The 20,927-nt window shown below is 63.6% G+C and carries 18 protein-coding genes and 1 pseudogene; 14 read left to right on the top strand and 5 right to left on the bottom strand.

All coding sequences use genetic code 11. The features are described from left to right. Window positions 1–57 precede the first annotated feature (57 nt). Window positions 58–1,908: an acyl-CoA dehydrogenase gene (locus P3T40_RS03165; RefSeq protein ID WP_429266229.1), complete on the bottom strand. Its 1,851-nt coding sequence runs from the start codon at window positions 1,906–1,908 to the stop codon at window positions 58–60. A 516-nt stretch (window positions 1,909–2,424) separates the two neighbouring features. Between P3T40_RS03165 and P3T40_RS03170 the strand changes: the two genes are divergently transcribed. The 13 genes and pseudogenes from P3T40_RS03170 (at window position 2,425) to P3T40_RS03230 (ending at window position 16,529) form a co-directional block, all read left to right on the top strand. After that, window positions 2,425–3,255, top strand: a complete 831-nt coding sequence (locus tag P3T40_RS03170) for a sensor histidine kinase (RefSeq protein WP_429266230.1) — start codon at window positions 2,425–2,427, stop codon at window positions 3,253–3,255. A gap of 10 nt (window positions 3,256–3,265) precedes the next feature. After that, window positions 3,266–3,922 carry a response regulator transcription factor RqpR gene (gene rqpR, locus P3T40_RS03175; RefSeq protein ID WP_429266231.1) on the top strand — a complete coding sequence of 219 codons (657 nt, stop codon included), beginning with the start codon at window positions 3,266–3,268 and terminating at the stop codon, window positions 3,920–3,922. A 282-nt stretch (window positions 3,923–4,204) separates the two neighbouring features. Further along, window positions 4,205–5,611, top strand: a complete 1,407-nt coding sequence (locus tag P3T40_RS03180) for an amino acid permease (RefSeq protein WP_429266232.1) — start codon at window positions 4,205–4,207, stop codon at window positions 5,609–5,611. A 332-nt stretch (window positions 5,612–5,943) separates the two neighbouring features. Further along, window positions 5,944–6,450 carry a (2Fe-2S)-binding protein gene (locus P3T40_RS03185; protein WP_429266233.1) on the top strand — a complete coding sequence of 169 codons (507 nt, stop codon included), beginning with the start codon at window positions 5,944–5,946 and terminating at the stop codon, window positions 6,448–6,450. A gap of 10 nt (window positions 6,451–6,460) precedes the next feature. Then, window positions 6,461–8,842 carry a xanthine dehydrogenase family protein molybdopterin-binding subunit gene (locus P3T40_RS03190; protein WP_429266234.1) on the top strand — a complete coding sequence of 794 codons (2,382 nt, stop codon included), beginning with the start codon at window positions 6,461–6,463 and terminating at the stop codon, window positions 8,840–8,842. Window positions 8,843–8,857: 15 nt separating this feature from the next. Then, window positions 8,858–9,655 carry an FAD binding domain-containing protein gene (locus P3T40_RS03195; RefSeq protein WP_429266235.1) on the top strand — a complete coding sequence of 266 codons (798 nt, stop codon included), beginning with the start codon at window positions 8,858–8,860 and terminating at the stop codon, window positions 9,653–9,655. Between the two features lie 117 nt (window positions 9,656–9,772). Next, entirely contained in the window at window positions 9,773–10,660 is an 888-nt protein-coding gene (locus P3T40_RS03200; protein WP_429266236.1) for an AAA family ATPase, read from the top strand. Beyond that, entirely contained in the window at window positions 10,657–11,919 is a 1,263-nt protein-coding gene (locus P3T40_RS03205; protein ID WP_429266237.1) for a vWA domain-containing protein, read from the top strand. Before P3T40_RS03200 ends, P3T40_RS03205 begins: the two co-directional genes overlap by 4 nt. Further along, entirely contained in the window at window positions 11,910–12,488 is a 579-nt protein-coding gene (locus P3T40_RS03210; protein WP_429266238.1) for a CoxG family protein, read from the top strand. Before P3T40_RS03205 ends, P3T40_RS03210 begins: the two co-directional genes overlap by 10 nt. After that, the gene (locus P3T40_RS03215) at window positions 12,461–13,483 is read left to right on the top strand and encodes an XdhC family protein (protein ID WP_429266239.1); all 1,023 of its coding nucleotides are present in this window, start codon (window positions 12,461–12,463) and stop codon (window positions 13,481–13,483) included. Before P3T40_RS03210 ends, P3T40_RS03215 begins: the two co-directional genes overlap by 28 nt. 289 nt (window positions 13,484–13,772) lie before the next feature. Continuing rightward, a pseudogene (locus tag P3T40_RS03220) lies at window positions 13,773–14,030 on the top strand (type II toxin-antitoxin system RelE/ParE family toxin); the annotation flags it as partial. 25 nt (window positions 14,031–14,055) lie between these two features. Continuing rightward, a complete protein-coding gene (locus tag P3T40_RS03225) occupies window positions 14,056–14,463 on the top strand; it encodes a helix-turn-helix domain-containing protein (protein WP_429266240.1) in 408 nt (135 codons plus the stop codon). Between the two features lie 128 nt (window positions 14,464–14,591). Then, window positions 14,592–16,529, top strand: coding sequence for a DUF3857 domain-containing transglutaminase family protein (locus tag P3T40_RS03230; RefSeq protein WP_429266241.1), 1,938 nt, complete (start codon window positions 14,592–14,594; stop codon window positions 16,527–16,529). Window positions 16,530–16,556: 27 nt separating this feature from the next. Here the strand turns inward: P3T40_RS03230 and P3T40_RS03235 are convergent, their stop codons facing one another. Together P3T40_RS03235 and P3T40_RS03240 are read right to left on the bottom strand one after the other, a co-directional pair. After that, entirely contained in the window at window positions 16,557–17,585 is a 1,029-nt protein-coding gene (locus tag P3T40_RS03235; protein WP_429266242.1) for a serine/threonine protein kinase, read from the bottom strand. A 69-nt stretch (window positions 17,586–17,654) separates the two neighbouring features. After that, window positions 17,655–17,867, bottom strand: a complete 213-nt coding sequence (locus P3T40_RS03240; RefSeq protein WP_074263085.1) for a hypothetical protein — start codon at window positions 17,865–17,867, stop codon at window positions 17,655–17,657. 602 nt (window positions 17,868–18,469) lie between these two features. On the opposite strand from P3T40_RS03240, the gene P3T40_RS03245 reads away from it, so the two are divergent. After that, window positions 18,470–18,655, top strand: a complete 186-nt coding sequence (locus P3T40_RS03245; RefSeq protein ID WP_429266243.1) for a hypothetical protein — start codon at window positions 18,470–18,472, stop codon at window positions 18,653–18,655. Window positions 18,656–18,681: 26 nt separating this feature from the next. On the opposite strand, the gene P3T40_RS03250 is transcribed toward P3T40_RS03245, so the two are convergent. Together P3T40_RS03250 and mgrA are read right to left on the bottom strand one after the other, a co-directional pair. Further along, window positions 18,682–19,689 carry a fatty acid desaturase gene (locus P3T40_RS03250; protein ID WP_429266244.1) on the bottom strand — a complete coding sequence of 336 codons (1,008 nt, stop codon included), beginning with the start codon at window positions 19,687–19,689 and terminating at the stop codon, window positions 18,682–18,684. 166 nt (window positions 19,690–19,855) lie between these two features. Beyond that, complete coding sequence (gene mgrA, locus P3T40_RS03255; RefSeq protein WP_429266245.1) at window positions 19,856–20,899, bottom strand: L-glyceraldehyde 3-phosphate reductase; 1,044 nt, start codon at window positions 20,897–20,899, stop codon at window positions 19,856–19,858. Between the last annotated feature and the right edge of the window lie 28 nt (window positions 20,900–20,927).

Below are 20,927 nucleotides of genomic sequence, written 5' to 3' on the forward strand. Positions count from 1 at the left end.
TCGCGCCGCCGTGGTCGGCGTTTTCCATCCGGCGTCTGCCGGCGGGCCCCTCTCCTCTCAGTACCAGGTGTCCTGCATATCCAGTGTGGTGCGGTCGAGCGACGCCAGCAGGTCCAGCTGCGGGCCGGTCTTGGGCAATTCCCAGCGGAAGAAATAGTCGGCCGCCGCCAGCTTGCCCCGATAGAAATCCCCATCCGTGCCGACGGCCTGCGGCAGCGCCGCCTGCGCCACCAGGGCCTGCTCCAGCCAGATCCACGCAACCACGATATGACCGAACGCTTCGAGGTAGACGGTCGCGTTGGCGAGCGTCAGATTCAGGTCGCCACTGGACCACACAATGCGGGTGACCTCTGCTAAACGCTTCATGAAGGCGGAAAGCGCCTGTGCGTGCCCATCTAGCGCAGCATCGCCGCATCCGGCGGCGCGTGCGATGCTCGCGTCCACCCGTGCTGTGAATAGCCGCAAGGCTGCGCCGTCTTTCACCACGACCTTGCGGCCCAGCAGGTCGAGCCCCTGAATACCGTGTGTCCCTTCGTGGATCGGATTGAGGCGATTGTCGCGATAGAACTGCTCGACGTTGTACTCGCGGGTGTACCCGTAGCCGCCGTGAACCTGAATGGCCAGATTGTTGGCCTCCAGGCACCACTGTGACGGCCAGCTCTTGGCGACCGGCGTCAGGAGATCGAGCAGCAGCGCCATCCGCTCCTGTTCGACGGAATCAGTGAGGGCGCGCGCTTCGTCAACCAGTTGGGCGCAATACAGGTTCAGCGCGAGACCGCCCTCGACGTAACTCTTCTGCGCCAATAGCATGCGGCGGATATCGGCATGTTCGACGAGCCGCACCTGCGGCGTGGCGGGATCCTTGCCGCCAGTGCCGATGGGCCGCCCTTGCGGACGATTGCGCGCATAGTCGAGTGCATGCAGGTAGCCCGTATAGCCGAGCATGGTCGCACCGAGGCCCACGCCGATGCGCGCCTCGTTCATCATGTGGAACATGCAGGCCAGACCCTGATGCGGTTCGCCCACCAGGTAGCCGATCGCACCGGCTTTGCCGCCCGGCGTGTATTTCGTGCCTTCGCCGAAATTCAACAGGCAGTTGGTCGTGCCGCGATAGCCCATCTTGTGGTTCAGGCCGGCCAGCACGACGTCGTTATGCTCACCGGGCGAGCCATCGGGCTTGACCAGATACTTGGGCACGATGAAAAGCGAGATGCCTTTCACGCCGGGAATCAGCTTGCCGTCCGGGCCGGGAATCTTGGCGAGCACCAGATGCACGATGTTGTCGGCGAGCTCATGCTCACCGCCGGAAATCCACATCTTGTTGCCCCGCAGACGGTATTGCGCGCCTAGCGGCGAATCGCCCTCATAGTCTGCCCGGGTGGAGATATCCGACAGCGACGAGCCCGCCTGCGGCTCGGACAAGCACATGGTGCCGAAGAAACGGCCCTGCAATTCCGGCAGCACGAACGTGTCGATCTGCGCCGCGCTGCCATGCGCGAGCAGCAGATTGGCGTTGCCGATCGTGAGAAACGGATAGGCGCTCGTAGCAATGTTTGCGCCTTTGAACCACGCGAAACCTGCCTTTTCGACCACCAGAGGGAGTTGCATTCCGCCTAGTTCGTAGTCCTGCCCAGCGGCCATCAGGCCGGCCTCGCAGAAGGCCTTCAGCGCCGTTTCGACTTCGGGGATCACCGTGACCGTTGCGCCGTCGAAGTGCGGTTCGTGCTGGTCGTTCTTCTTGTTGTGCGGGGCGAACAGGTTGGTCGCGATCTTCTCGCACGTGTCGAGCGCAGCGTCGAAGGTTTCGCGCGAGTGATCGGCGTAGCGCGCGATGCATGTCAGCTGCTCGACCTTGAGCCATTCATACAGCACGAAATTCAGGTCACGGCGGGAAAGGATCAACGACATGGGGTGTCTCTCCGCGGAGTAAGGGGATGAAACTGGCGCCGGGCGTCAAAGATGAACTACGCCTGCAACGCGATACGACCGATAAAGGCCAAGCATACATAGAATAGAACGATCGTGCTGTTAAGGTTTGCGCCAGGAGAGCAGCAGTTACAAATGCTGCGTAAGACCTCACCTTGGATGTCAGCATTTTTCCTACATGCAAAATGCATACGACATGTCAACCAGATCAATTTCCTGGCGCAAAAAACCCACGCGAAGCCTTGTGCTATCTGCTTCTTTTCTTTTTTTTGGGATATGATCGCGGCGCATCACCGGTTGCTGTAACGCCCCACCAGGGTTACATCCGATTTGTTACTGAATGTAAATTTCGTTACGCTACCCCGTAGCGATTTGTCCGTCGCGCCGCCGCGCGCAACGGCACATCACGAGGCCAGAGATTCGCATGAGTTCCCTTGTCTTCACGCCGTCGAAGCGCACCCGGTTTGCTGCGCGAGCAGCGTCCTGAGCGGGAGAGTCATGGATACGTCGATTGTCGTACCGATCACCGCGCATGTGCCCACCCAGGCGTCGCGTGAAGACAACCCCGCCGAGCGCGAAATCGCTCGTCTGCGCACCCGCATCCGCGAACTGTCCGCTGAACTCGTCCATGCTCAGGAAGCCGCCTGCCATCGCGTGGCCCGTGAACTGCACGACAGCGTCGGCGCCGAACTGACCGCGACGCACTTCGCGCTCGCCGGTGTCGAGACCTGGCTGCCCGCCGATGCGCCGCCGCAATGCGCCGCTGCGCTCAAAGTTGCCAGTCACTCGCTCAATGCCGTCAGTGAGGCCACCCGCCATGCGGTCGCCGAATTGCACGCGCCTTCGCTCGAAGCCGGCATCGTCGGCGCGCTGTCGCAATGGACCGGCGACTTTGCGGCCCGCACGCAATTGCGTACCAGCTTCGTGTGCCCCGCCGACGTCCGGCTCACACGCTTGCCGGCAGATGCCGCGCTGGCGATTTTCCGGGTCGCTCAGGAAGCCTTGAACAATATCGCCAAGCACGCGCGCGCCGGCGCCGCGGACGTCCGCATTGAAGCGAGCCGCCGCCACCTCACCCTCGTCGTCAGTGACGACGGCATCGGCCTCGCGCCACGCACCCGTACGCGCCGCGGCCATTTCGGCCTCGCCGGCATGCGCGCACGCTGTGCGGCGTTCGACGGCAGCGTGCAGATCAGCACCCGCCGCCACGACGTCAGCACGCATGCACGCGGCACAACGGTGCGTGCGCGTTTCGCATGGGATGCGATGCTGCCGGATGCCGCGTGTGCCGCCCGCGTCGCGGCCGGCGCCGCGCCTTTCTCTTCGTGAGCGTGCCGACATGAGCCTGCGTATCCTGCTCGTCGACGACCACGCCGTGGTGCGTCAAGGCGTGCGGCAACTGTTGATGGACCGGGGCGTGGCGCTCGAGGTGGCCGAAGCGGAAACCGGCGCCGAAGCGCTCGTAGCGGTGGCCAAGCACGTCTACGACGTCGTCCTGCTCGATATCTCGCTGCCCGACATGAACGGCGTCGAAGTGCTCAAGCGCCTCAAGCGCAAGGCGCCGCGCGCGGCAGTGCTGATGTTCTCGATGTACCGCGAAGACCAATACGCGGTCCGGGCGCTGAAGGCCGGCGCGGCCGGCTACCTGTCGAAGACCGTCGACACCGCGCAGATGATCGGCGCGATCCAGCAGGTCGCGGCGGGACGCAAATACGTCAGCCCGGCGATGGCCGAGGCGCTTGCCGATTACGTCTCGTTCGACGGCGAGCAGTTGCCGCACGAAAAGCTGTCCGACCGCGAATATCAGACGCTCTGCATGCTCGCCTCGGGCAAGCGCCTGACGGATATCGCCAATGCGCTATCGCTGTCGGTCAAGACCGTGAGCGTGTACCGCACGCGGCTGCTCGAAAAGATGAAGCTGCGCAACAACGCAGAACTCACCTTCTATGTGATGAGCAACCGGCTCGTCGACCTCAATCCAGCCATGGCCGGATAAGCGGTTAGAGGGCCACTGCAGCGGGATGCGGCGAGAAGCGGCATCTCCCGCGTCATCAGGCGATTCCCGCCCACCCGCGCCGCTGTCGCGAAAAAGGTTTGCTATATGAGGCGGCGGCCAGCAACGCCGCTGCAAAAAACCTTCCATTGCGGCACCATTTCCCCGCCGCCCCCGCACCCGCGCGTGCCATCCCGGAAAAGTGACAGGTCGCACATCCGCTAAGATATTGGGTTTCCCGACATTCGGCGCGCAAGATGCGTGCACTACCGGAGACCCACGCCAATGTCCCTGTTCCGCAAGAAAAGCGTTGAGCACATGCTCGCCGCCAGCACCAAAAGCGGCGGCCTGAAGAAAACCCTCGGCGCGCTCGACCTCACTTTCCTCGGTGTCGGCGCCATTATCGGCACCGGCATTTTCGTCCTGACCGGCACCGGCGCCGTGCAGGCCGGTCCGGCGCTGATGCTGTCGTTCATCATCGCGGCTATCGCCTGCGGCTTCGCAGCGCTCGCCTATGCCGAGTTCGCTTCGACCATTCCAGTCGCCGGCTCGATCTACACCTATTCGTACGCCACCCTCGGCGAACTGGCCGCATGGATCATCGGCTGGGACCTGATGCTCGAATACGGGCTCGCTACGTCGGCCGTGTCGGTGGGCTGGTCGGGCTATCTGCAGTCACTGCTGTCGGGCTTCGGCGTAACGCTGCCGGTCGCCCTGTCGGCCGCGCCCGGCGCGCTGCCCGGTCATATGACCTTGTTCAACCTGCCCGCCTTCCTCGTGATGATGGCCATCACCGCGCTGCTGTCGGTCGGCATCCGCGAATCCGCACGTATCAACAACATCATGGTGGCGATCAAGGTGATCGTCGTGCTGCTGGTGATCGGCGTCGGTGTGTTCCACGTCACGCCCGCCAACTGGCATCCGTTCATGCCGAATGGCTGGAACGGCGTGTTCGGCGCGGCCGCGGTGATGTTTTTTGCGTTTATCGGCTTCGATTCCGTGTCGTCCGCAGCCGAAGAGGTGAAGGATCCGAAGCGCGACCTGCCGATCGGCATCATTGCGTCGCTCGGCGTGTGCGCAGTGCTGTACGTGGCGGTCGCGGCAGTCGTGACCGGTATCGTGCCATCGGCGCAGTTCGCCAGCATCTCGCATCCGGTGTCGTACGCGCTGCAAGTGGCGGGGGAGAAATGGGTGGCCGGATTTATCGATCTGGGCGCCGTGCTCGGCATGCTGACCGTGATTCTGGTGATGGCCTATGGCCAGACGCGTGTGATTTTCGCCATGTCGCGCGACGGGCTGCTGCCCTCCAAACTCTCGCGCGTACATCCGCGTTTTGCGACGCCGTTCTTCACTACGTGGCTCGTCGGCATTTTCTTCGGCCTGATCGGCGCGCTGGTGCCGCTCAACGTGCTCGCGGAGTTGATCAATATCGGCACGCTGGCGGCGTTTTCGATGGTATCGATCGCTGTGTTGATCCTGCGCAAGACCCATCCGGAATTGCCGCGCGCATTCCGCTGCCCGGGCGTGCCGGTTGTGCCGGTGCTCGCGGTGGCGTCGTGCCTGTTCCTGATGGCGAACCTGAAGCTGGTCACCTGGGTCGCATTCGTGATCTGGCTGCTGATCGGCATGGTGATCTATTTCGGCTACTCGCGCCGCCATTCGAAACTCGGGCACGGCTTGCAGGACCACTGACGTACCGGCCCCGCGAAGCTGAGCGCCGCCCGCCGGCGCTTACCGACGCTCACCCAAGCTCATTGGCCTTCACGAACCTTAACCCGCCCCGAAACGGCACGTCTGCTTACGCAGCGTGCCGTTTTTTCTTGCCCGGCCGCCGCACCGCGCTCATCGTGCCATGGCGTGCCAGACCGCCGGACGATTTCCCCGGATAGCACGCCTGTCCGATTTGTGCTTTACTTTTCGGTGGAACCATAAAAAGCACAAACCGAAGCGAGCCCTCACAGCAGGCAGGCGGAAGGAAGTGAAAGTGGGCCCGCGCCGGTCTCGATCCCCCAAGGAGACAGTTCATGGCGATCAGCATCAGTCTGACGGTGAACGGCGCGCCCGTTACCGCCGAAATCGAGCCTCACACCCTGCTTGTCCAGTTCCTGCGCGATCAACTCCGGCTCACCGGCACGCATATCGGCTGCGACACGGCCCAGTGCGGCGCTTGCACGGTTCATCTGAACGGACGTGCGGTCAAATCGTGCAACATCCTCGCCGTGCAGGCTGAAGGCACCGAGATCACCACCATCGAAGGCCTCGCCAAGGACGGCGAACTGCATCCCATGCAGACCGCGTTTCGCGCCTGCCACGGCCTGCAGTGCGGTTTCTGCACGCCGGGCATGGTGATGAGCGCGACTTCGCTGGTGCAACGTCAGCCGGATCTCACCGAAGCGGATGTGCGCGCCCAGCTCGACGGCAACCTGTGCCGCTGTACGGGGTATCACAACATCGTCAAGGCCGTGCTCGAAGGCGCTGCCGGCATGAAGTCCGGCGCCGCCGCTCTGGCAGCCGACAAAGTCACGGCCTAAGGAGACGACGATGAACGCACCCGACCCGCATCCGCTGATTGGCGCCTCCGTCCAGCGCAAGGAAGACTACCGGTTCCTGACCGGCAATGGTCAGTACACCGACGATGTCGTTCTGCCCCAGCAAACCTACGCCGTGTTTCTGCGCTCGCCGTATGCGCATGCGCGGATCAAAAGTGTCGACACGGCTGCGGCGAAGCAATCGCCTGGCGTGGTAGCCGTTTTCACCGGCGCGGATATGGCCGCTGATAGTGTGGGTGGCCTGCCCTGCGGCTGGCTGATCCATAGCGTCGACGGCAAGCCGATGAACGAACCGCCGCATCCGGTGATGGCGCATACCAAGGCGCGTCACGTCGGCGACCAGGTGGCACTGGTGATCGCGAAGTCGCTGAAAGAAGCGAAAGACGCGGTCGAGCTAATCGAGGTCGATTACGACGTGCTGCCCGCCGTGGTGGATACGGCGCATGCCGCCGATCCAGGCCAGCCCGCCGTGCACGACGAAGTGCCGGACAACGTCTGCTACACGTGGGGCCACGGCGACAAGGCCGCGACCGATGCCGCCTTCGCTAAAGCCGCGCACGTCACGACGCTCGACATCGTCAACAACCGCCTGATCCCGAACGCAATCGAACCGCGTGCGGTGAACGCGAGCTGGTCGCCCCAGGACGACAGCTACACGGTCTACGTGGCGAATCAGAATCCGCACGTCGAGCGGCTGCTGATGGCGGCGTTCGTGCTGTCGCTGCCGGAATCGAAACTGCGCGTGATTGCGCCGGATGTCGGCGGTGGTTTCGGTTCGAAGATCTTTCTGTACGCCGAAGATGTGGCACTCACCTGGGCGTCGAAGAAAATCCGCCGGCCGGTGAAATGGACTGCTGAACGTTCGGAGGCCTTCATCTCCGACGCGCACGGCCGCGACCATGTGACGAAGGCCGAACTGGCCATGGACGCCGACGGCAAATTCCTCGCCATGCGCGTGCATACCATCGCCAACATGGGCGCGTACCTGTCGACCTTCGCCTCGAGCGTGCCGACCATCCTCTATGCAACCCTGCTCGCCGGCCAATATGCAACGCCCGCGATCTACGCGGAGGTGAAGGCAGTCTTCACCAATACGGTCCCAGTGGATGCGTATCGCGGAGCGGGCCGACCCGAAGCCACCTACGTGGTCGAACGGCTGGTCGAAACGGCCGCTCGCGAGATGAATCTCGACCCGGCCGAAATTCGCCGCCGCAACTTCATTCGCACGTTTCCGTATGCAACGCCGGTGGGCCTCACCTACGACACCGGCGATTACGAAACCACGCTCGCCCGCGCGCTAGAACTCGCTGACGTGAAGGGCTTCGCGGCCCGCAAGCAGGCCTCGGAACAGAACGGCAAGCGTCGCGGACTTGGTTACTCGTGCTACATCGAAGCCTGTGGCCTCGCACCGTCTAACATCGCCGGCGCGCTCGGCGCACGAGCCGGTTTGTTCGAAGCGGGTGAAGTGCGCGTGCATCCAACTGGTTCGGTCACCGTGTTCACCGGCTCGCATAGCCACGGTCAAGGGCATGAGACGACGTTTGCCCAGGTGGTCGCGGACCGGCTCGGGATTCCTTTGTCCAACGTCGAAATCGTCCACGGCGACACCGGCCGGATTCCATTCGGCATGGGCACGTATGGTTCGCGCTCGATTGCGGTGGGCGGCTCGGCCATCATGAAGGCGCTCGACAAGATTGAATCGAAAGCGAAGAAGATCGCCGCGCATCTGCTGGAAGCGGCGGCCGAAGACATCGAGTTCAAGGACGGCGTGTTCCGCGTCGCCGGCACGGACCGCACCAAGGCCTTCGCCGATATCTCGCTCGCTGCCTACGTGCCGCACAACTACCCGCTCGACAAGCTCGAACCGGGGCTCGACGAAAGCGCGTTCTACGACCCGACCAACTTCACCTACCCGGCCGGCTCCTATATCTGCGAAGTGGAAGTCGATCCGGATACCGGCGAGTGCCGCGTCCAGCAGTTCACCGCAGTCGACGATTTCGGCAACGTGATCAACCCGATGATCGTTGAAGGCCAGGTGCATGGCGGCCTGGGTCAGGGGATCGGCCAGGCGATGCTCGAACGCTGCGTGTACGACAACGACAGCGGTCAGTTGCTGTCCGGCTCATACATGGACTACGCAATGCCGCGCGCCTCCGATCTGCCGAGTTTCACTGTGGAGACCGCCAAAGGCACGCCGTGTACGCACAACCCGCTCGGGGTGAAGGGCTGCGGTGAAGCGGGCGCCATCGGCTCGCCGCCGGCGGTGATCAACGCGATCCTCGATGCGCTGGCACCGCTCGGCGTGAAGGATCTGCAAATGCCTGCCACGCCGCACCGTGTGTGGTCCGCGATCCGCGCTGCGCAACAACCCTGACCGGAGCAAGCCGACATGTACACATTCGACTATCAACGTGCGGCCGACCCGAAAGCGGCGGTTGCAGCGCTCGCCGGTGACAGCGACGCAAAATTCCTCGCCGGCGGCCAGAGCCTGCTGCCGACCATGCGCCTGCGTCTCGCGCATCCCTCGAAACTGATCGACGTCACGCGCATTGCCGCGCTCAAGGAGATTCGCGTCGACGCCAACGCCGTGACCATTGGCGCGGCCGTCTGTCATGCAGACGTCGCCGATCATGCCGATATCCAGCGCGTTTTGCCTGGGCTAGCCAGCCTAGCGAGCCATATTGGTGACCGTCAGGTGCGCGCGCTCGGCACGATCGGCGGTTCGCTCGCGAACAACGATCCGGCAGCGTGCTATCCGGCTGCGGCGCTGGCTCTCGGTGCGACGATCGTGACGGACCGGCGGCGCATTGCTGCTGACGACTTCTTTGTCGGCATGTACGAGACCGCGCTCGCGCCCGACGAACTGATCACCGCCGTCGAGTTTCCGGTTGCCGAGCGCAGCGCCTACGAGAAATTCCGCAATCCGGCTTCGCACTTCGCGCTGGTCGGCGTGTTCGTCGCAAAACGCACGGATGGGGTGCGGGTGGCCGTGACGGGCGCGGGAGCATCGGTATTTCGCGCCACAGACCTGGAGAGCGCGCTCACCGCCGACTTTACGCCGGCGGCCGCGCGTGCCGTCACGGTGTCCGCGGATGAGCTGAACACCGATATGCACGCCAGCGCCGAATACCGGGCGCATCTGATTCCGGTGCTGGCGGCAAGGGCGGTGACCACCGCGAACGGTTAGTACGGAGTCCTGCGGAGGACGGACGGCTTAGCCGGGCGCGGCGCGACCTCCGCGCATCGCGTGCGCCCGGCGCGACCGGGCCGTTTCGTCTTACCGCCGTCCGGCTTCGGGAGCATCATGCAGCCAGCTTCAATCGACGACACCCTCGCCCAGCTCAGCGCCCAAGGCTATTTCGCGAACCGCGAACTGGCGACCGCGCTGTATCTTGCGCTGCGTATGGAACGGCCGTTGTTCGTCGAGGGCGAGCCGGGAGTCGGCAAGACTGAGCTGGCTAAAGCGGCCGCTGGCCTGCTCGGCACGTCGATGCTGCGGCTGCAATGCTACGAGGGGCTCGATACCGCCAGCGCGCTCTACGAGTGGGACTACCCGCGTCAGATCATGGCGCTGCGGCTGGCGGAAGCCGCCGGTGAGCGGCCCGGCAACGACACGCTTTATCGCAGCGAATTCCTGCTCAAGCGCCCGCTGTTGCAGGCGCTGATGCCCGACGAACAGCATCCCGGCGCGCGCCGCGTGCTGCTGATCGACGAGATCGACCGCGCCGACGAGCCGTTCGAAGCGTTTCTGCTCGAACTGCTATCGGACTTTCAGGTGTCGATTCCGGAATACGGCACGGTGCGCGCCGAGCAGCCGCCGCTCGTCGTGATGACCTCGAACCGCACCCGCGAAGTCCACGACGCGTTGAAGCGCCGCTGCCTGTATCAATGGATCGGCTATCCGGAGCGCGATCGCGAGTTGGCGATCGTCGCCGCAAGAGCCCCGCAAACGAGCGCCGAGTTGCAACGGCGTGCCGTCGATTTCGTGCATCAGTTGCGCAGCATGGATCTGTTCAAGGCGCCGGGGATCGCTGAGACGATCGATTGGTGCCGCGCGCTCGCTGCCTTGAGCGTCACTGAACTCGACCCGCAATCGGTGCAGGACACGCTCGGCGTGCTGCTCAAGTATCAGGACGATCTGGCGCGTATCGACGCGGCGCAGATCGCGCACTGTCTGGCGGTGAAGGGATGACAGCGGGGATGACAGCAATAGCGAGTATTCCTGACGACGAACTGCGTCCCACACTTGCGCACAACGTGGTTCATTTCGTACGCGTGCTGCGCGGCGCGGGTCTGCCGATGTCGCCGTCGCACGCGGTGGATGCACTCGCGGCGTTGCGCTGGATCGACCTCGGCCGTCGCGACGACGTCTGCGCCGCACTGGCTGCGCTGCTGGTCTCTGCACCCGACGAACGCGAGATATTCAACGCCGCCTTCAACCTGTTCTGGCGCGATCCCGACTGGGAGGGCAAGCTGCGCGCGCTGCTGTTGCCGAAGGTACGCAACGGTCTGCCGCCGCCCAGGCGCAACAACCGTCTCGCCGACGCGCTCGCCGCCCGTCCGCCCGGCTCACGCAACGCACGGGCTGCGCCCGAAACCGAGCAGCACGAACTGCACGCCCACGTCACCTTCAGCGCCGAAGAGCGGCTGCGCCACCGCGACTTCGACACCCTTAGCGCCGATGAATGGCGCACGCTGCGCCATGTGATCCGCGGCCATCGACTGCCGCTTGCCACCGAGCCGACGCGCCGCCTCAAGGCGGCCTCGCGCGGCACCCACGCGGACCTGCGGGCGAGCGCGCGTCACGCGGTACGCTCCGGCGGCGACTGGACCGTGTGGAAATACCGCGCCGTTACCGAACGCAAACCGCCGCTCGTGCTGCTGCTCGATATCTCCGGATCGATGAGCGCTTATTCGCGCGCGGTGCTGTATTTCTGTCACGCATTATTGCAGTCGCGCGAACGGCTGCAGGTATTCTTGTTCGGCACGCGCCTCACCAATGCGACGCGCGCGCTGCGTGAGCGCGATCCCGACGTGGCGATCGCCGCGCTGGCCGAGCAGGTGGTGGACTGGTCGGGCGGCACGCGCATCGGCGCGGCGCTCGCTGAGTTCAACCGGCGCTGGGCACGTCGCGTGTTGACCGGCAGGGCAACGGTGCTGCTCGTCACCGACGGCCTCGACCACGAGGCCATCGACCTGCTCGACAGCGAAATGGCGCGGCTGCGCCGCTTCGCCCACCGCATCGTCTGGCTCAACCCGCTGCTGCGGTACAGCGGCTTTTCCGCGAAGGCGCGCGGCGTGCGGGCGATCCTGCCCCATGTCGATGCGCATCAATCAGTTCATAATCTTGATAGTCTGGCTGCATTCGGCCGCGATCTGGCGCAACTGACGCGCGCCCCCCGCGCCACCTCGGCGACCGGAACACCTGCAGGAGCCACTCGATGGAATTGACCGAAAGCTATACGTTAGCCGTTTCGCAGCAACGCACATGGGAGGCGCTGAACGACACCGCCATCCTGCGGGCGTCGATTCCCGGCTGCGAAAGCATCGAAGCGGACGGCGAGAACGCGTTTGCGCTGTCGATGGCTGCGTCGGTGGGTCCAGTGAAGGCTCGCTTCAAAGGGCGTATGCTGCTGACCGATATCAACGCGCCGCAGACGTACACCATCGTCTTCGAGGGTCAGGGCGGGGTGGCGGGCTTCGGTAAAGGCAACGCCCGCGTCACGCTCGAACCTGACGGCGCGCAAGCCACCAGGCTGACCTATACGGCGAGCGCCGAGGTCGGCGGCAAATTGGCGCAGATCGGCTCGCGACTCGTCGACGGTGCGGCGCGCAAGCTAGCCGGCGAATTTTTCAAGCGCTTTAGCGCCTTGGTGACCGGCGAGAGCGACGCAGATGCGGCGCCCGAAACCGCGGCGCCAGCAGACGACACAGCATTAACCGACGGCGCGGATCCCGAGTCCGGCGACGATCAAACGAAAAGGAAGAAATCATGGACAGCGTGGATCTCGAAGTCCTGAAGTCCAGTGCACGCTGGCTCGAACTGGGACATCGCGCGCTACTGGTGACAGTGGTCAAAACGTGGGGCTCGTCGCCGCGCCCGGAAGGCGCGATGTTGGCGGTGCGCGACGACGGTCTCGTGGTGGGATCGGTGTCGGGCGGCTGCATCGAAGACGATCTGATCGATCGTGTGCGGCAACGCGGCATCGAGCAGACCGTGCCTGAGGCGGTCAAGTACGGCATCACGGCAGAAGAAGCGCATCGCTTCGGGTTGCCCTGCGGCGGCACGATCCAGTTGGTGCTTGAGCCGTTGAACAGGGAAAGCGGTATTGCGGAACTCTGCGATGCGGTCGAAGACGGCAAGCTGATCGCGCGCCGTGTGGATATGGCGACGGGCACGGCAAGACTCGGCCCCGCGCAGGCGACCGACGGCGTCGATTTCGACGGGCAGCGCTTGCTGACGATCCACGGACCGCGTTATCGGATGCTGGTAATCGGCGCGGGGCAATTGTCGCGCTATCTCTGCCATATCGCGGTGGGGCTCGACTATCAGGTGACGGTCTGCGATCCGCGCGAAGAGTACACCGATGAATGGGATATCCCCGGCACGAAAATCGTACGCACAATGCCCGACGATACCGTGCTCGACATGAAGCTCGACGAACGTTGCGCGGTGATCGCGCTGACACACGACCCGAAGCTCGACGACCTCGCGTTGATGGAGGCGTTGAAGACACCCGCGTTCTATGTTGGCGCGCTGGGGTCGCGGCGCAACAATGCCGCCCGGCGCGAGCGGCTCAAGGAGTTCGACCTGAACGATACCGAACTGGCGCGGCTGCATGGCCCGGTGGGTATCTATATCGGCAGCAGGACGCCGCCCGAGATCGCCGTGTCGATTCTTGCGGAAGTGACCGCGGCGAAGAATGGCGTGTCGCTGCCGACCTTGCTGCAAGTCGAAGGCGCGAAGGCCGCGAGGGAAATAGCGGCTAGTGGCGGGGCGACGTGTAGCGTGTAGTGTGTATCGTGATCGCGCAGGGGTGATGGGCAGCGTCAACGTGCACTGCCCGATGCGCTGTAGCCCCTTGTTTCACTTCCACCTTGTTCGTATTCCTCTGCAACGTTAGCCATTCGGCTGACTGGTTTCCCTCCTCCAAATCCCTAGCATGGCCTCATGCGCGGCTCATCAGCCGCCGCGGGCACGCGTTCGTCGCGCGAGGCGCTTCCACGTTGCTTGTGGCCTCGCGTATCGTCCGCACGACGGCGTCACTATTCCATTGACGGAATATTCACTGGAGGCTATATTTATGACGTGGGACATCGAATACACCGATCTCTTTGGCGCATGGTGGGAGGGTTTGACACAAGCGGAGCAGGTATCGGTGAAGGCATCGGTTGATTTGCTTGCACAGGTAGGCCCGGAGTTGCCGTACCCGTACTGCAGCCAGATCAAAGGTTCAAAGTACGGCCGCATGCGCGAATTGAGAGTCCAGCACGCGAGCGAACCTTATCGCGTGCTCTACGCGTCCGACCCATACCGTACGGGCATCCTGCTGCTCGGCGGCAACAAGACCGGTACCGACCGGTGGTATGCAATCAATATCCCGCGCGCAGATGCGTTATACGGTGCGCATCTGGCGCGGCTGGATCAGGAAGGAGGCCGTAATGGCAAGGAAATTCTCGGAACTCGCAGCGAAAATGCCACCCGAAGCGCGCGCTGCGGCAGCGCGACGGACCAACGAAATGCTAGTCGAAATGGCGCTCGCGGAACTGCGCCGTGCGCTGGGTTTTTCGCAGGAGCAACTGGCTGGTTTGCTGGAGGTGAAGCAACCGAGTATCGCCAAGCTCGAGCAGCGAACGGACATGTATATCTCCACGCTGCGTGACCATATTCATGCGCTGGGCGGCGAACTGATCATGATCGCCCGCTTTCCGGACCGCGACGTAAAACTCAGTTCGTTGGGGGTTCGGCCTGCGGCCCGGGACGCAGCAGGCTGAGCCACCACCGCAGCGCCCGGGCAACAACCCGGGTTTGTGCGCGCCACCCGCTTGACAAGTGGCTTCTGTGAACCGACTCTGAGCGACACAGCCCCGTCAACGTTTCCGTTCGGCCACCTGAACCCGCCATGCGCCTCTTCCCGCTCGCCTGTATCGCGACTGTCAGCTGGCTCTTGAGCGCCTGCGCCGCCAGCGCGAGCGTTGCGGTCAACCCCGACGACCCCTACACCAACGAGGGCGAAACCCAGACCTTCACCGTCAACGCAGACGGTTCATTCAGCAAGCTCGACAGCATGACGCTGCACGTGAACAACGAGGCGGGTGTCGCGCGCGCGGCGCAGCAATACATCTGGTTCAACCGCAACATGGCGGATGTGCAGATTCTCGAGGCTTATACAACCGGTACAGATGGAGTACGCCATGACGTCCAGCCCGACGAGATCCGCGACGTACAGGAAGCCCGTTCGTTCGACGCACCGATGTTCCAGGACATTCAGGAAAAGGTGATCGTGTTTCCCGCGGTCGAGCCAGGCTCGCGCGTTCACCTGACTTATCGCAAGACACAGAAGATAGCGATCGTAGCGGGCGAATTCAGCGATTTCACGCCGCCTGATCTCGCACCGACCCACAACTTTCGCCTGATTTATGACCTGCCCACCGACAAGCCGCTCTATGCCGACGCACGCGGCTTCACGGCCGAACCGCCGGTGACGCACGGCGGCCGCACGCGTTACGAATTCCGCTACGACAGGGCGCATTTCAGCCGCCTCGAGCATGGCTCGGTGGCTTATGTGTCGTACGGCGACCGGCTGATGGTGTCCACTTTCGCCGACTACGGGGCGTTCGCCGCGACGTATCGCGCGTCGTCGGCAGACCTGAGTGCGCATGACGCCGCGCTGGTGCAACTCGCGCAATCGGTGACCGCACACCAGACCTCGCAGCGTGCGAAAGCCAAGGCACTCTACGACTGGGTCCGCCGCAATGTACGTTACGTCGCCATCAATGTCGGGCGCGGCGCCGTGGTGCCGCATCCGGCGAGCGCCATCCTCGCGGACCGCTATGGCGACTGCAAGGACCACGTCGCCCTATACGGCGCGCTGCTCGACGCCGTGGGCATCCGCAACGAGCCGGCCCTGATCAGCAGCGGCTCGATCTACACGCTACCGAGCGTGCCCGGCTACGGCGTGATCAATCACGTGATCACCTGGCTACCCGACCTGCAGATGTACGCCGACTCGACGGCGTCGAATGTGGAATTCGGTTTTCTGCCGTCGACCGACATGGACCGCCCAGCGCTGCTCGTGGCCGAGGGCAAGCTGGCACACACACCGCCGACTGCCGCGATGGCGCATCATTCGGAGCTATCCATTACAGTCGCGCCCGACGGCTCGGCGAGTTTCGTCTACCAGGTGCAGGCGTCCGGCTGGCCCGCGGAACAGGGACGCGCAATGCTGCGCATGCAGACGCCGGCGCAACGCGAAGAATCGATTCAGGCTGAGTTGCGCAGTGCCAATCTGAACGGCACGGCCACGCTTTCCACAAGTGACCTCAACGCCACAGACGGTCCGTTGACGATCACGATGAAAGGCACCCTGGAGAGCCTCGTAGTGCCGGGGACCGCAGCATCCATTCCGGCGCTGACGAGCTTTGCGGGCGGCTTCAGCGCGGATGCGCAGTACTGGTTGGGCGAACGCCAGCGCACCCAGCCGTTCGTGTGCCGCAACCTCGAGTTGCACGAGCACGCGCGCGTCTCGCTGCCAGCTAATTTCCGCGTGCTCGACATGCCCGAGGCGACGCAAGCGCAGGACCGCTTCATCGATTTCCACTCGCAGTACAGCTTCGATCCGCTCACCAACGTGGTGACAATGACGCGCGACGGCAGCACGCATTTCGACAGCGATGTCTGCACACCCGACGACTTCGCACAAATGCGCCCCGCCGTCGAGAGGGTCGAGCGCGACGTGCGGGCCGAGGTGATTGTCAAATCGACGCTGGTCGAGCCGTCAAACGTGGCGGCGTTCTCACCATCTACGCCGTCCTCATCCCTCTCGCCGTTCGCACCTTGATCTGGCCACGAGCGCGGCCTAAACCAGCTAAACCGGCCAGAGCGGCCCCTCCTGCATGGCGCCGAGCTGCTCGCGCATTTCAAGAATGCGGTCTTCCCAGTAACGCTGCGTGTTGAACCACGGAAACGCCGCAGGAAAGGCCGGATCGTCCCAGCGGCGTGCGAGCCATGCCTGGTAGTGAATCAACCGCAAGGTGCGCAATGCTTCGATCAGATGGAGCTCGCGCGGCTCGAATTCGCAGAAGTCTTCGTAGCCCGCGAGCAGATCGGTGAGCGCGCGCGACGCTTCGGCCCGCTCGCCCGGCAACAGCAACCACAGATCCTGCACTGCCGGACCCATGCGACTATCGTCGAAGTCCACAAAATGCGGGCCGGCATCGGTCCACAGCACGTTGCTTGGATGGCAATCGCCGTGCATCCGCAAAGCGCGGATTTCGCCGGCTCGCTCGAACGCCTGTTCGACAGCTTCGAGGGCGAGGTTCACCACGGTTTCCCATGCAGTGCGCACGTTGTCAGGCACGAAGTGCTGCGACAGCAGAAAGTCGCGCGGCTCATAGCCGAAGGTCTGGATGTCGAGAGTGGGACGCGCCGTGTAGTCCTGCGTCTGTCCCACGGCATGGATGCGGCCGATGAAACGGCCGAGCCATTCAAGCGTATCGCGTCGGTCCAGGTCGGGAGCACGGCCTCCGCGTCGCTCGAAGATCGAGAAGCGAAAGCCGTCGAACGCATGCAGCGTACTGCCTTCGAAGACGCGCGCAGGCACCGCCGGAATCTCGTGCGCGGCGAGTTCAGCGACGAACGCGTGCTCTTCGAGAATCGCCTCGTCCGTCCAGCGCTCGGGCCGATAGAACTTGGCGACGACGGGCGGTCCGTCTTCGACGCCGATCTGATAGACGCGGTTTTCGTAGCTGTTGAGCGGCAGCATGCGCCCATCGGTGCGCACGCCAACCGTGCTCAGCACGCTGTCGATTGCGTCGAGCACACATTCCGGCGTAAGCCGGGTAAAAGGCACAGCGCCGGAGACGCTGTCCTGCGAATCGTGAGTTTCGTGGTTCATGCCCGCATTGTGCGCCGCGCCGCCGTCAAAGACGAGCGCCGCAGCGACACGCGCGGGAATGCGCCGCGTTCAGTGCATCTGTGCACTGGCCGGGCGCACGAGCTCGCCCGTATCGATCAGGTCTTCGAGGAAAAAGGGTTCCGTATTCAGTTGTAGCGACGTACCGGGTTCACCGGCGTACCACGCCACCATCGCCATGTCGCCAAGAATGCGCATGACAATCCCCCGCGCGCCCTGAGGCACGGCGATATGCACGGAGCGGACAATAGAACCGACTTGCATGATATTTCCCCGTTCTCCCATAGCCGGCTTTATGACCATCGTGCCGGTCGAGGTGATGATAAAAGCGCCGCTTCGCCGAACACGTTGCGCACGCACCTGATTGTCTCCGCGTCGCACGCGGTGGTGGGCCGGCAAAAAACCAAGCCGATGGCCCTACTGTACCGCATGCTATTGAGCCCATCATAAACCCTGCGGCACTCGTATATCGAAAACATGCGCTCGCGTTGCGTGCCTAACCCGACACAACGCATCCGCGGTACATCGTTAGCGCTCGCGCTGAAGCGCGTGCTCTGGACCACGTCGGCGTGAAAAAAGTGGCGCGGTGTGAGTTGGGGTCAAGGGCGTCGCGTGCGCCATCCACGACCCATCCGGAAAGGACATTGTAAGCATCCACTACACTGCCGGGCGCAGCTGTGACGCTTTGCGAAAAGCCGCCCAGCCCCGCCCCGCAAGACTTCCACGCGCTGCGATGCCTCGCTGCAGCGCCGCAAACAGGTCCAACATCACCCCAAGCGTCGCCTATACTCAGATCAAGCGTGTCAGCCCTATCAAGCCCAAAAATACAGTCGCTGACACCGCGAGCGCACCATAAGGAGACGAGCATGACGACCTACTTCACGATCGCCGATTTCATTCTGATCATTCCGATGGCGCTGGCCGGCGCTTTGTTTGTCGGGGCCCTACCCTGCAAAACGGAATTCAGACACAACCTGTTCCGCCTGATTGGCGCGCTCATGGGTGTGGGCGTCGCGGTTCTGCTGGTCGAAGGATTACCCGCGCTGGTCTAGTCGCGCAGCCGCGGTCGGGGTGCAAGTCAAGACGTCGTGGCAGCGTCTATTGCGCCGGGCCCGCTGAACTGGCGCAGCGCGCTGCGGAAATAGGCGGGTTCGATCGATCCGCTTGAGTCACTGCGCGTTTCGCGTTCAAGCGCGAGCAGAGCCGTCCACGGCAGCGTCGGATGCTGATGATGCAAGCGATGCAGATGGTGATTCATCAGCACACCTTGCCATGCGCGCGCCACGCGAAAGTTGCGTGAGCGCCCCGGTTCATCGAGTGGCACGCCGTGGTGCGGCAGATTGTCCGCGATGGACAGCCACACGCCGCGCAAATACATCGTTACTGCCAGCACCGGCCACCACGTCCCATACAGATAGAACGCGAGCGCGAACAATGCCAGGGTGAATAGCCAGTCGCGGCGGATTCGCGCGCGCCGCGCGGAGTCGGCCGCGAAACTCGCGAACAGACGCTGCACGTCGACACCGGCGGCCCCTTCCGCTCCGATAGCACGGGACACGAGCGAGCGCGCAACGTTAGCAGGCGCAAAGGCGAGTAGCGGCAACACGACCTCGCCCGCATACAGGCCGCCCAGCAAACGTCCGTAGTACGCGAGTCGCACTTGCCAGAGCGGCCGGCTGCCGTCGAGCACATCCGGGCGGTCGAACGGCTCGCGGGTAAAACGATGATGCATCAGGTGTCCGAAACGTACGGCGTCGAACGGCAGCGCGAACGCGATCGCCAAGGCACGCGCCACGACTTCGTTCCGATGCCGTCCGGCGAAAAGTTGTCCGTGAATCGCCTCGTGAATCAGGCCCCAGTGTGTGGGCGTCAACACCACCAGCGGCACGATCAGCACTAATGCAGCCGTACCCCATTCGCGCAGCAGGATGGGCAAGCCGAATAGCTGCAGTGCCGTCGCCAGCGTGACGACAGCAAGCAGCGTGAGATTGGCGCGTACGTCGATGGCGGCGCGGCGCGGGGTGCGTCGCACCGTCTCCGTAGTTGGCGCTGCCGGTCCGGCTTGGGCGGCCGCACGTGGGTCCATCTTCCCTCCGTCGAGACGAGATCGCCCGCGACCTTAGCAGCGCTGTATGACAACGGGAAGAACGGCATGCCCGTTACCCAACCGGTCATGCAAGGCCCACGCCCATAAAGGAAAACCGCCTTACGGCGGCTTTCATGACCACGGTTTGGCGGACGCGCCGCCAGCTTCAGATGGCCTGGTCCGTGGACGGCTTCTCCCACAGGTTCACGCCGCCCTCGGTCGCATAGCGGTCGATCTCCGCCAGCTCTTCCTTCGAGAACTCGAGGTTCTTCAGCGCACCGGCGTTTTCACGCACCTGCTCGGCCTTGCTCGCGCCGATCAGCGCCGAGGTGATGCGGCCGCCACGCAGCGTCCATGCGAGCGCCATTTGCGCGAGACTCTGACCGCGACGCTGGGCGATCTCGTTGAGCTTGCGCACGTGCTCGATGTTCTGCGCGCTGAGGTGGTCCTGTTTCAGCGAGCCGCCGCCCGGCTTGTTGACGCGTGCATCTTCGGGCACACCGTTCAGGTACTTGCCGGTCAGCAGGCCTTGCGCGAGCGGCGTGAAGGCAATGCTGCCCGTGCCGAGTTCATCGAGCGTGTCCAGCAACTCGTGCTCGACCCAACGGTTCAGCATGTTGTAAGCGGGCTGGTGAATCAGCAGCGGCACCTTGTATTCGGCGAGCAGCTTCGCCATCTCGCGGGTCTTGGCAGCCGAGTATGACGAGATGCCGATGTAGAGCGCCTTGCCCTGCTGCACGGCACTCGCGAGCGCACCAGCCGTTTCTTCAAGCGGCGTGTCAGCGTCGAAACGGTGCGAATAGAAGATATCCACGTAGTCGAGCCCCATGCGTTGCAGGCTCTGATCGAGACTCGCGAGTATGTATTTACGCGAGCCACCGCCCTGGCCGTACGGGCCCGGCCACATATCCCAGCCCGCCTTCGACGAGATCAGCAGCTCGTCGCGGTACGGCTTGAAGTCGTCCTTGAACAGACGCCCAAAATTCGTTTCAGCACTGCCGTACGGCGGCCCGTAGTTGTTCGCCAGATCGAAGTGCGTGATGCCGAGATCGAATGCAGTGCGCAGAATCTCGCGTTGCGTGGAGAGCGGTGTCGTATCGCCGAAGTTGTGCCACAGGCCCAGTGAGAGCGCCGGTAGCTTGAGGCCCGACTTGCCGCAAACGCGGTATTGCATGTCCGAATAGCGTGCTGAAGCTGCTTCGTAAGCCATTGCGTGAATCCCTTGATCAAAACAGAAG

The organism is Paraburkholderia sp. EB58 (assembly GCF_050436665.1).
Taxonomy (GTDB): domain Bacteria; phylum Pseudomonadota; class Gammaproteobacteria; order Burkholderiales; family Burkholderiaceae; genus Paraburkholderia.

Excerpts from the sequence above, each read along its gene's own strand:
- P3T40_RS03245 (WP_429266243.1), top strand. The coding sequence starts at position 18,470 with ATGACGACCTACTTCACGATCGCCGATTTCATTCTGATCATTCCGATG.
- P3T40_RS03185 (WP_429266233.1), top strand. The coding sequence starts at position 5,944 with ATGGCGATCAGCATCAGTCTGACGGTGAACGGCGCGCCCGTTACCGCC.
- P3T40_RS03180 (WP_429266232.1), top strand. The coding sequence starts at position 4,205 with ATGTCCCTGTTCCGCAAGAAAAGCGTTGAGCACATGCTCGCCGCCAGC.
- P3T40_RS03230 (WP_429266241.1), top strand. The coding sequence starts at position 14,592 with ATGCGCCTCTTCCCGCTCGCCTGTATCGCGACTGTCAGCTGGCTCTTG.
- P3T40_RS03190 (WP_429266234.1), top strand. The coding sequence starts at position 6,461 with ATGAACGCACCCGACCCGCATCCGCTGATTGGCGCCTCCGTCCAGCGC.
- P3T40_RS03225 (WP_429266240.1), top strand. The coding sequence starts at position 14,056 with ATGCAATCAATATCCCGCGCGCAGATGCGTTATACGGTGCGCATCTGG.
- P3T40_RS03195 (WP_429266235.1), top strand. The coding sequence starts at position 8,858 with ATGTACACATTCGACTATCAACGTGCGGCCGACCCGAAAGCGGCGGTT.
- P3T40_RS03205 (WP_429266237.1), top strand. The coding sequence starts at position 10,657 with ATGACAGCGGGGATGACAGCAATAGCGAGTATTCCTGACGACGAACTG.
- P3T40_RS03235 (WP_429266242.1), bottom strand. The coding sequence starts at position 17,585 with ATGAACCACGAAACTCACGATTCGCAGGACAGCGTCTCCGGCGCTGTG.
- mgrA (WP_429266245.1), bottom strand. The coding sequence starts at position 20,899 with ATGGCTTACGAAGCAGCTTCAGCACGCTATTCGGACATGCAATACCGC.
- P3T40_RS03200 (WP_429266236.1), top strand. The coding sequence starts at position 9,773 with ATGCAGCCAGCTTCAATCGACGACACCCTCGCCCAGCTCAGCGCCCAA.
- P3T40_RS03240 (WP_074263085.1), bottom strand. The coding sequence starts at position 17,867 with ATGCAAGTCGGTTCTATTGTCCGCTCCGTGCATATCGCCGTGCCTCAG.
- P3T40_RS03170 (WP_429266230.1), top strand. The coding sequence starts at position 2,425 with ATGGATACGTCGATTGTCGTACCGATCACCGCGCATGTGCCCACCCAG.
- P3T40_RS03250 (WP_429266244.1), bottom strand. The coding sequence starts at position 19,689 with ATGGACCCACGTGCGGCCGCCCAAGCCGGACCGGCAGCGCCAACTACG.
- rqpR (WP_429266231.1), top strand. The coding sequence starts at position 3,266 with ATGAGCCTGCGTATCCTGCTCGTCGACGACCACGCCGTGGTGCGTCAA.
- P3T40_RS03210 (WP_429266238.1), top strand. The coding sequence starts at position 11,910 with ATGGAATTGACCGAAAGCTATACGTTAGCCGTTTCGCAGCAACGCACA.
- P3T40_RS03215 (WP_429266239.1), top strand. The coding sequence starts at position 12,461 with ATGGACAGCGTGGATCTCGAAGTCCTGAAGTCCAGTGCACGCTGGCTC.
- P3T40_RS03165 (WP_429266229.1), bottom strand. The coding sequence starts at position 1,908 with ATGTCGTTGATCCTTTCCCGCCGTGACCTGAATTTCGTGCTGTATGAA.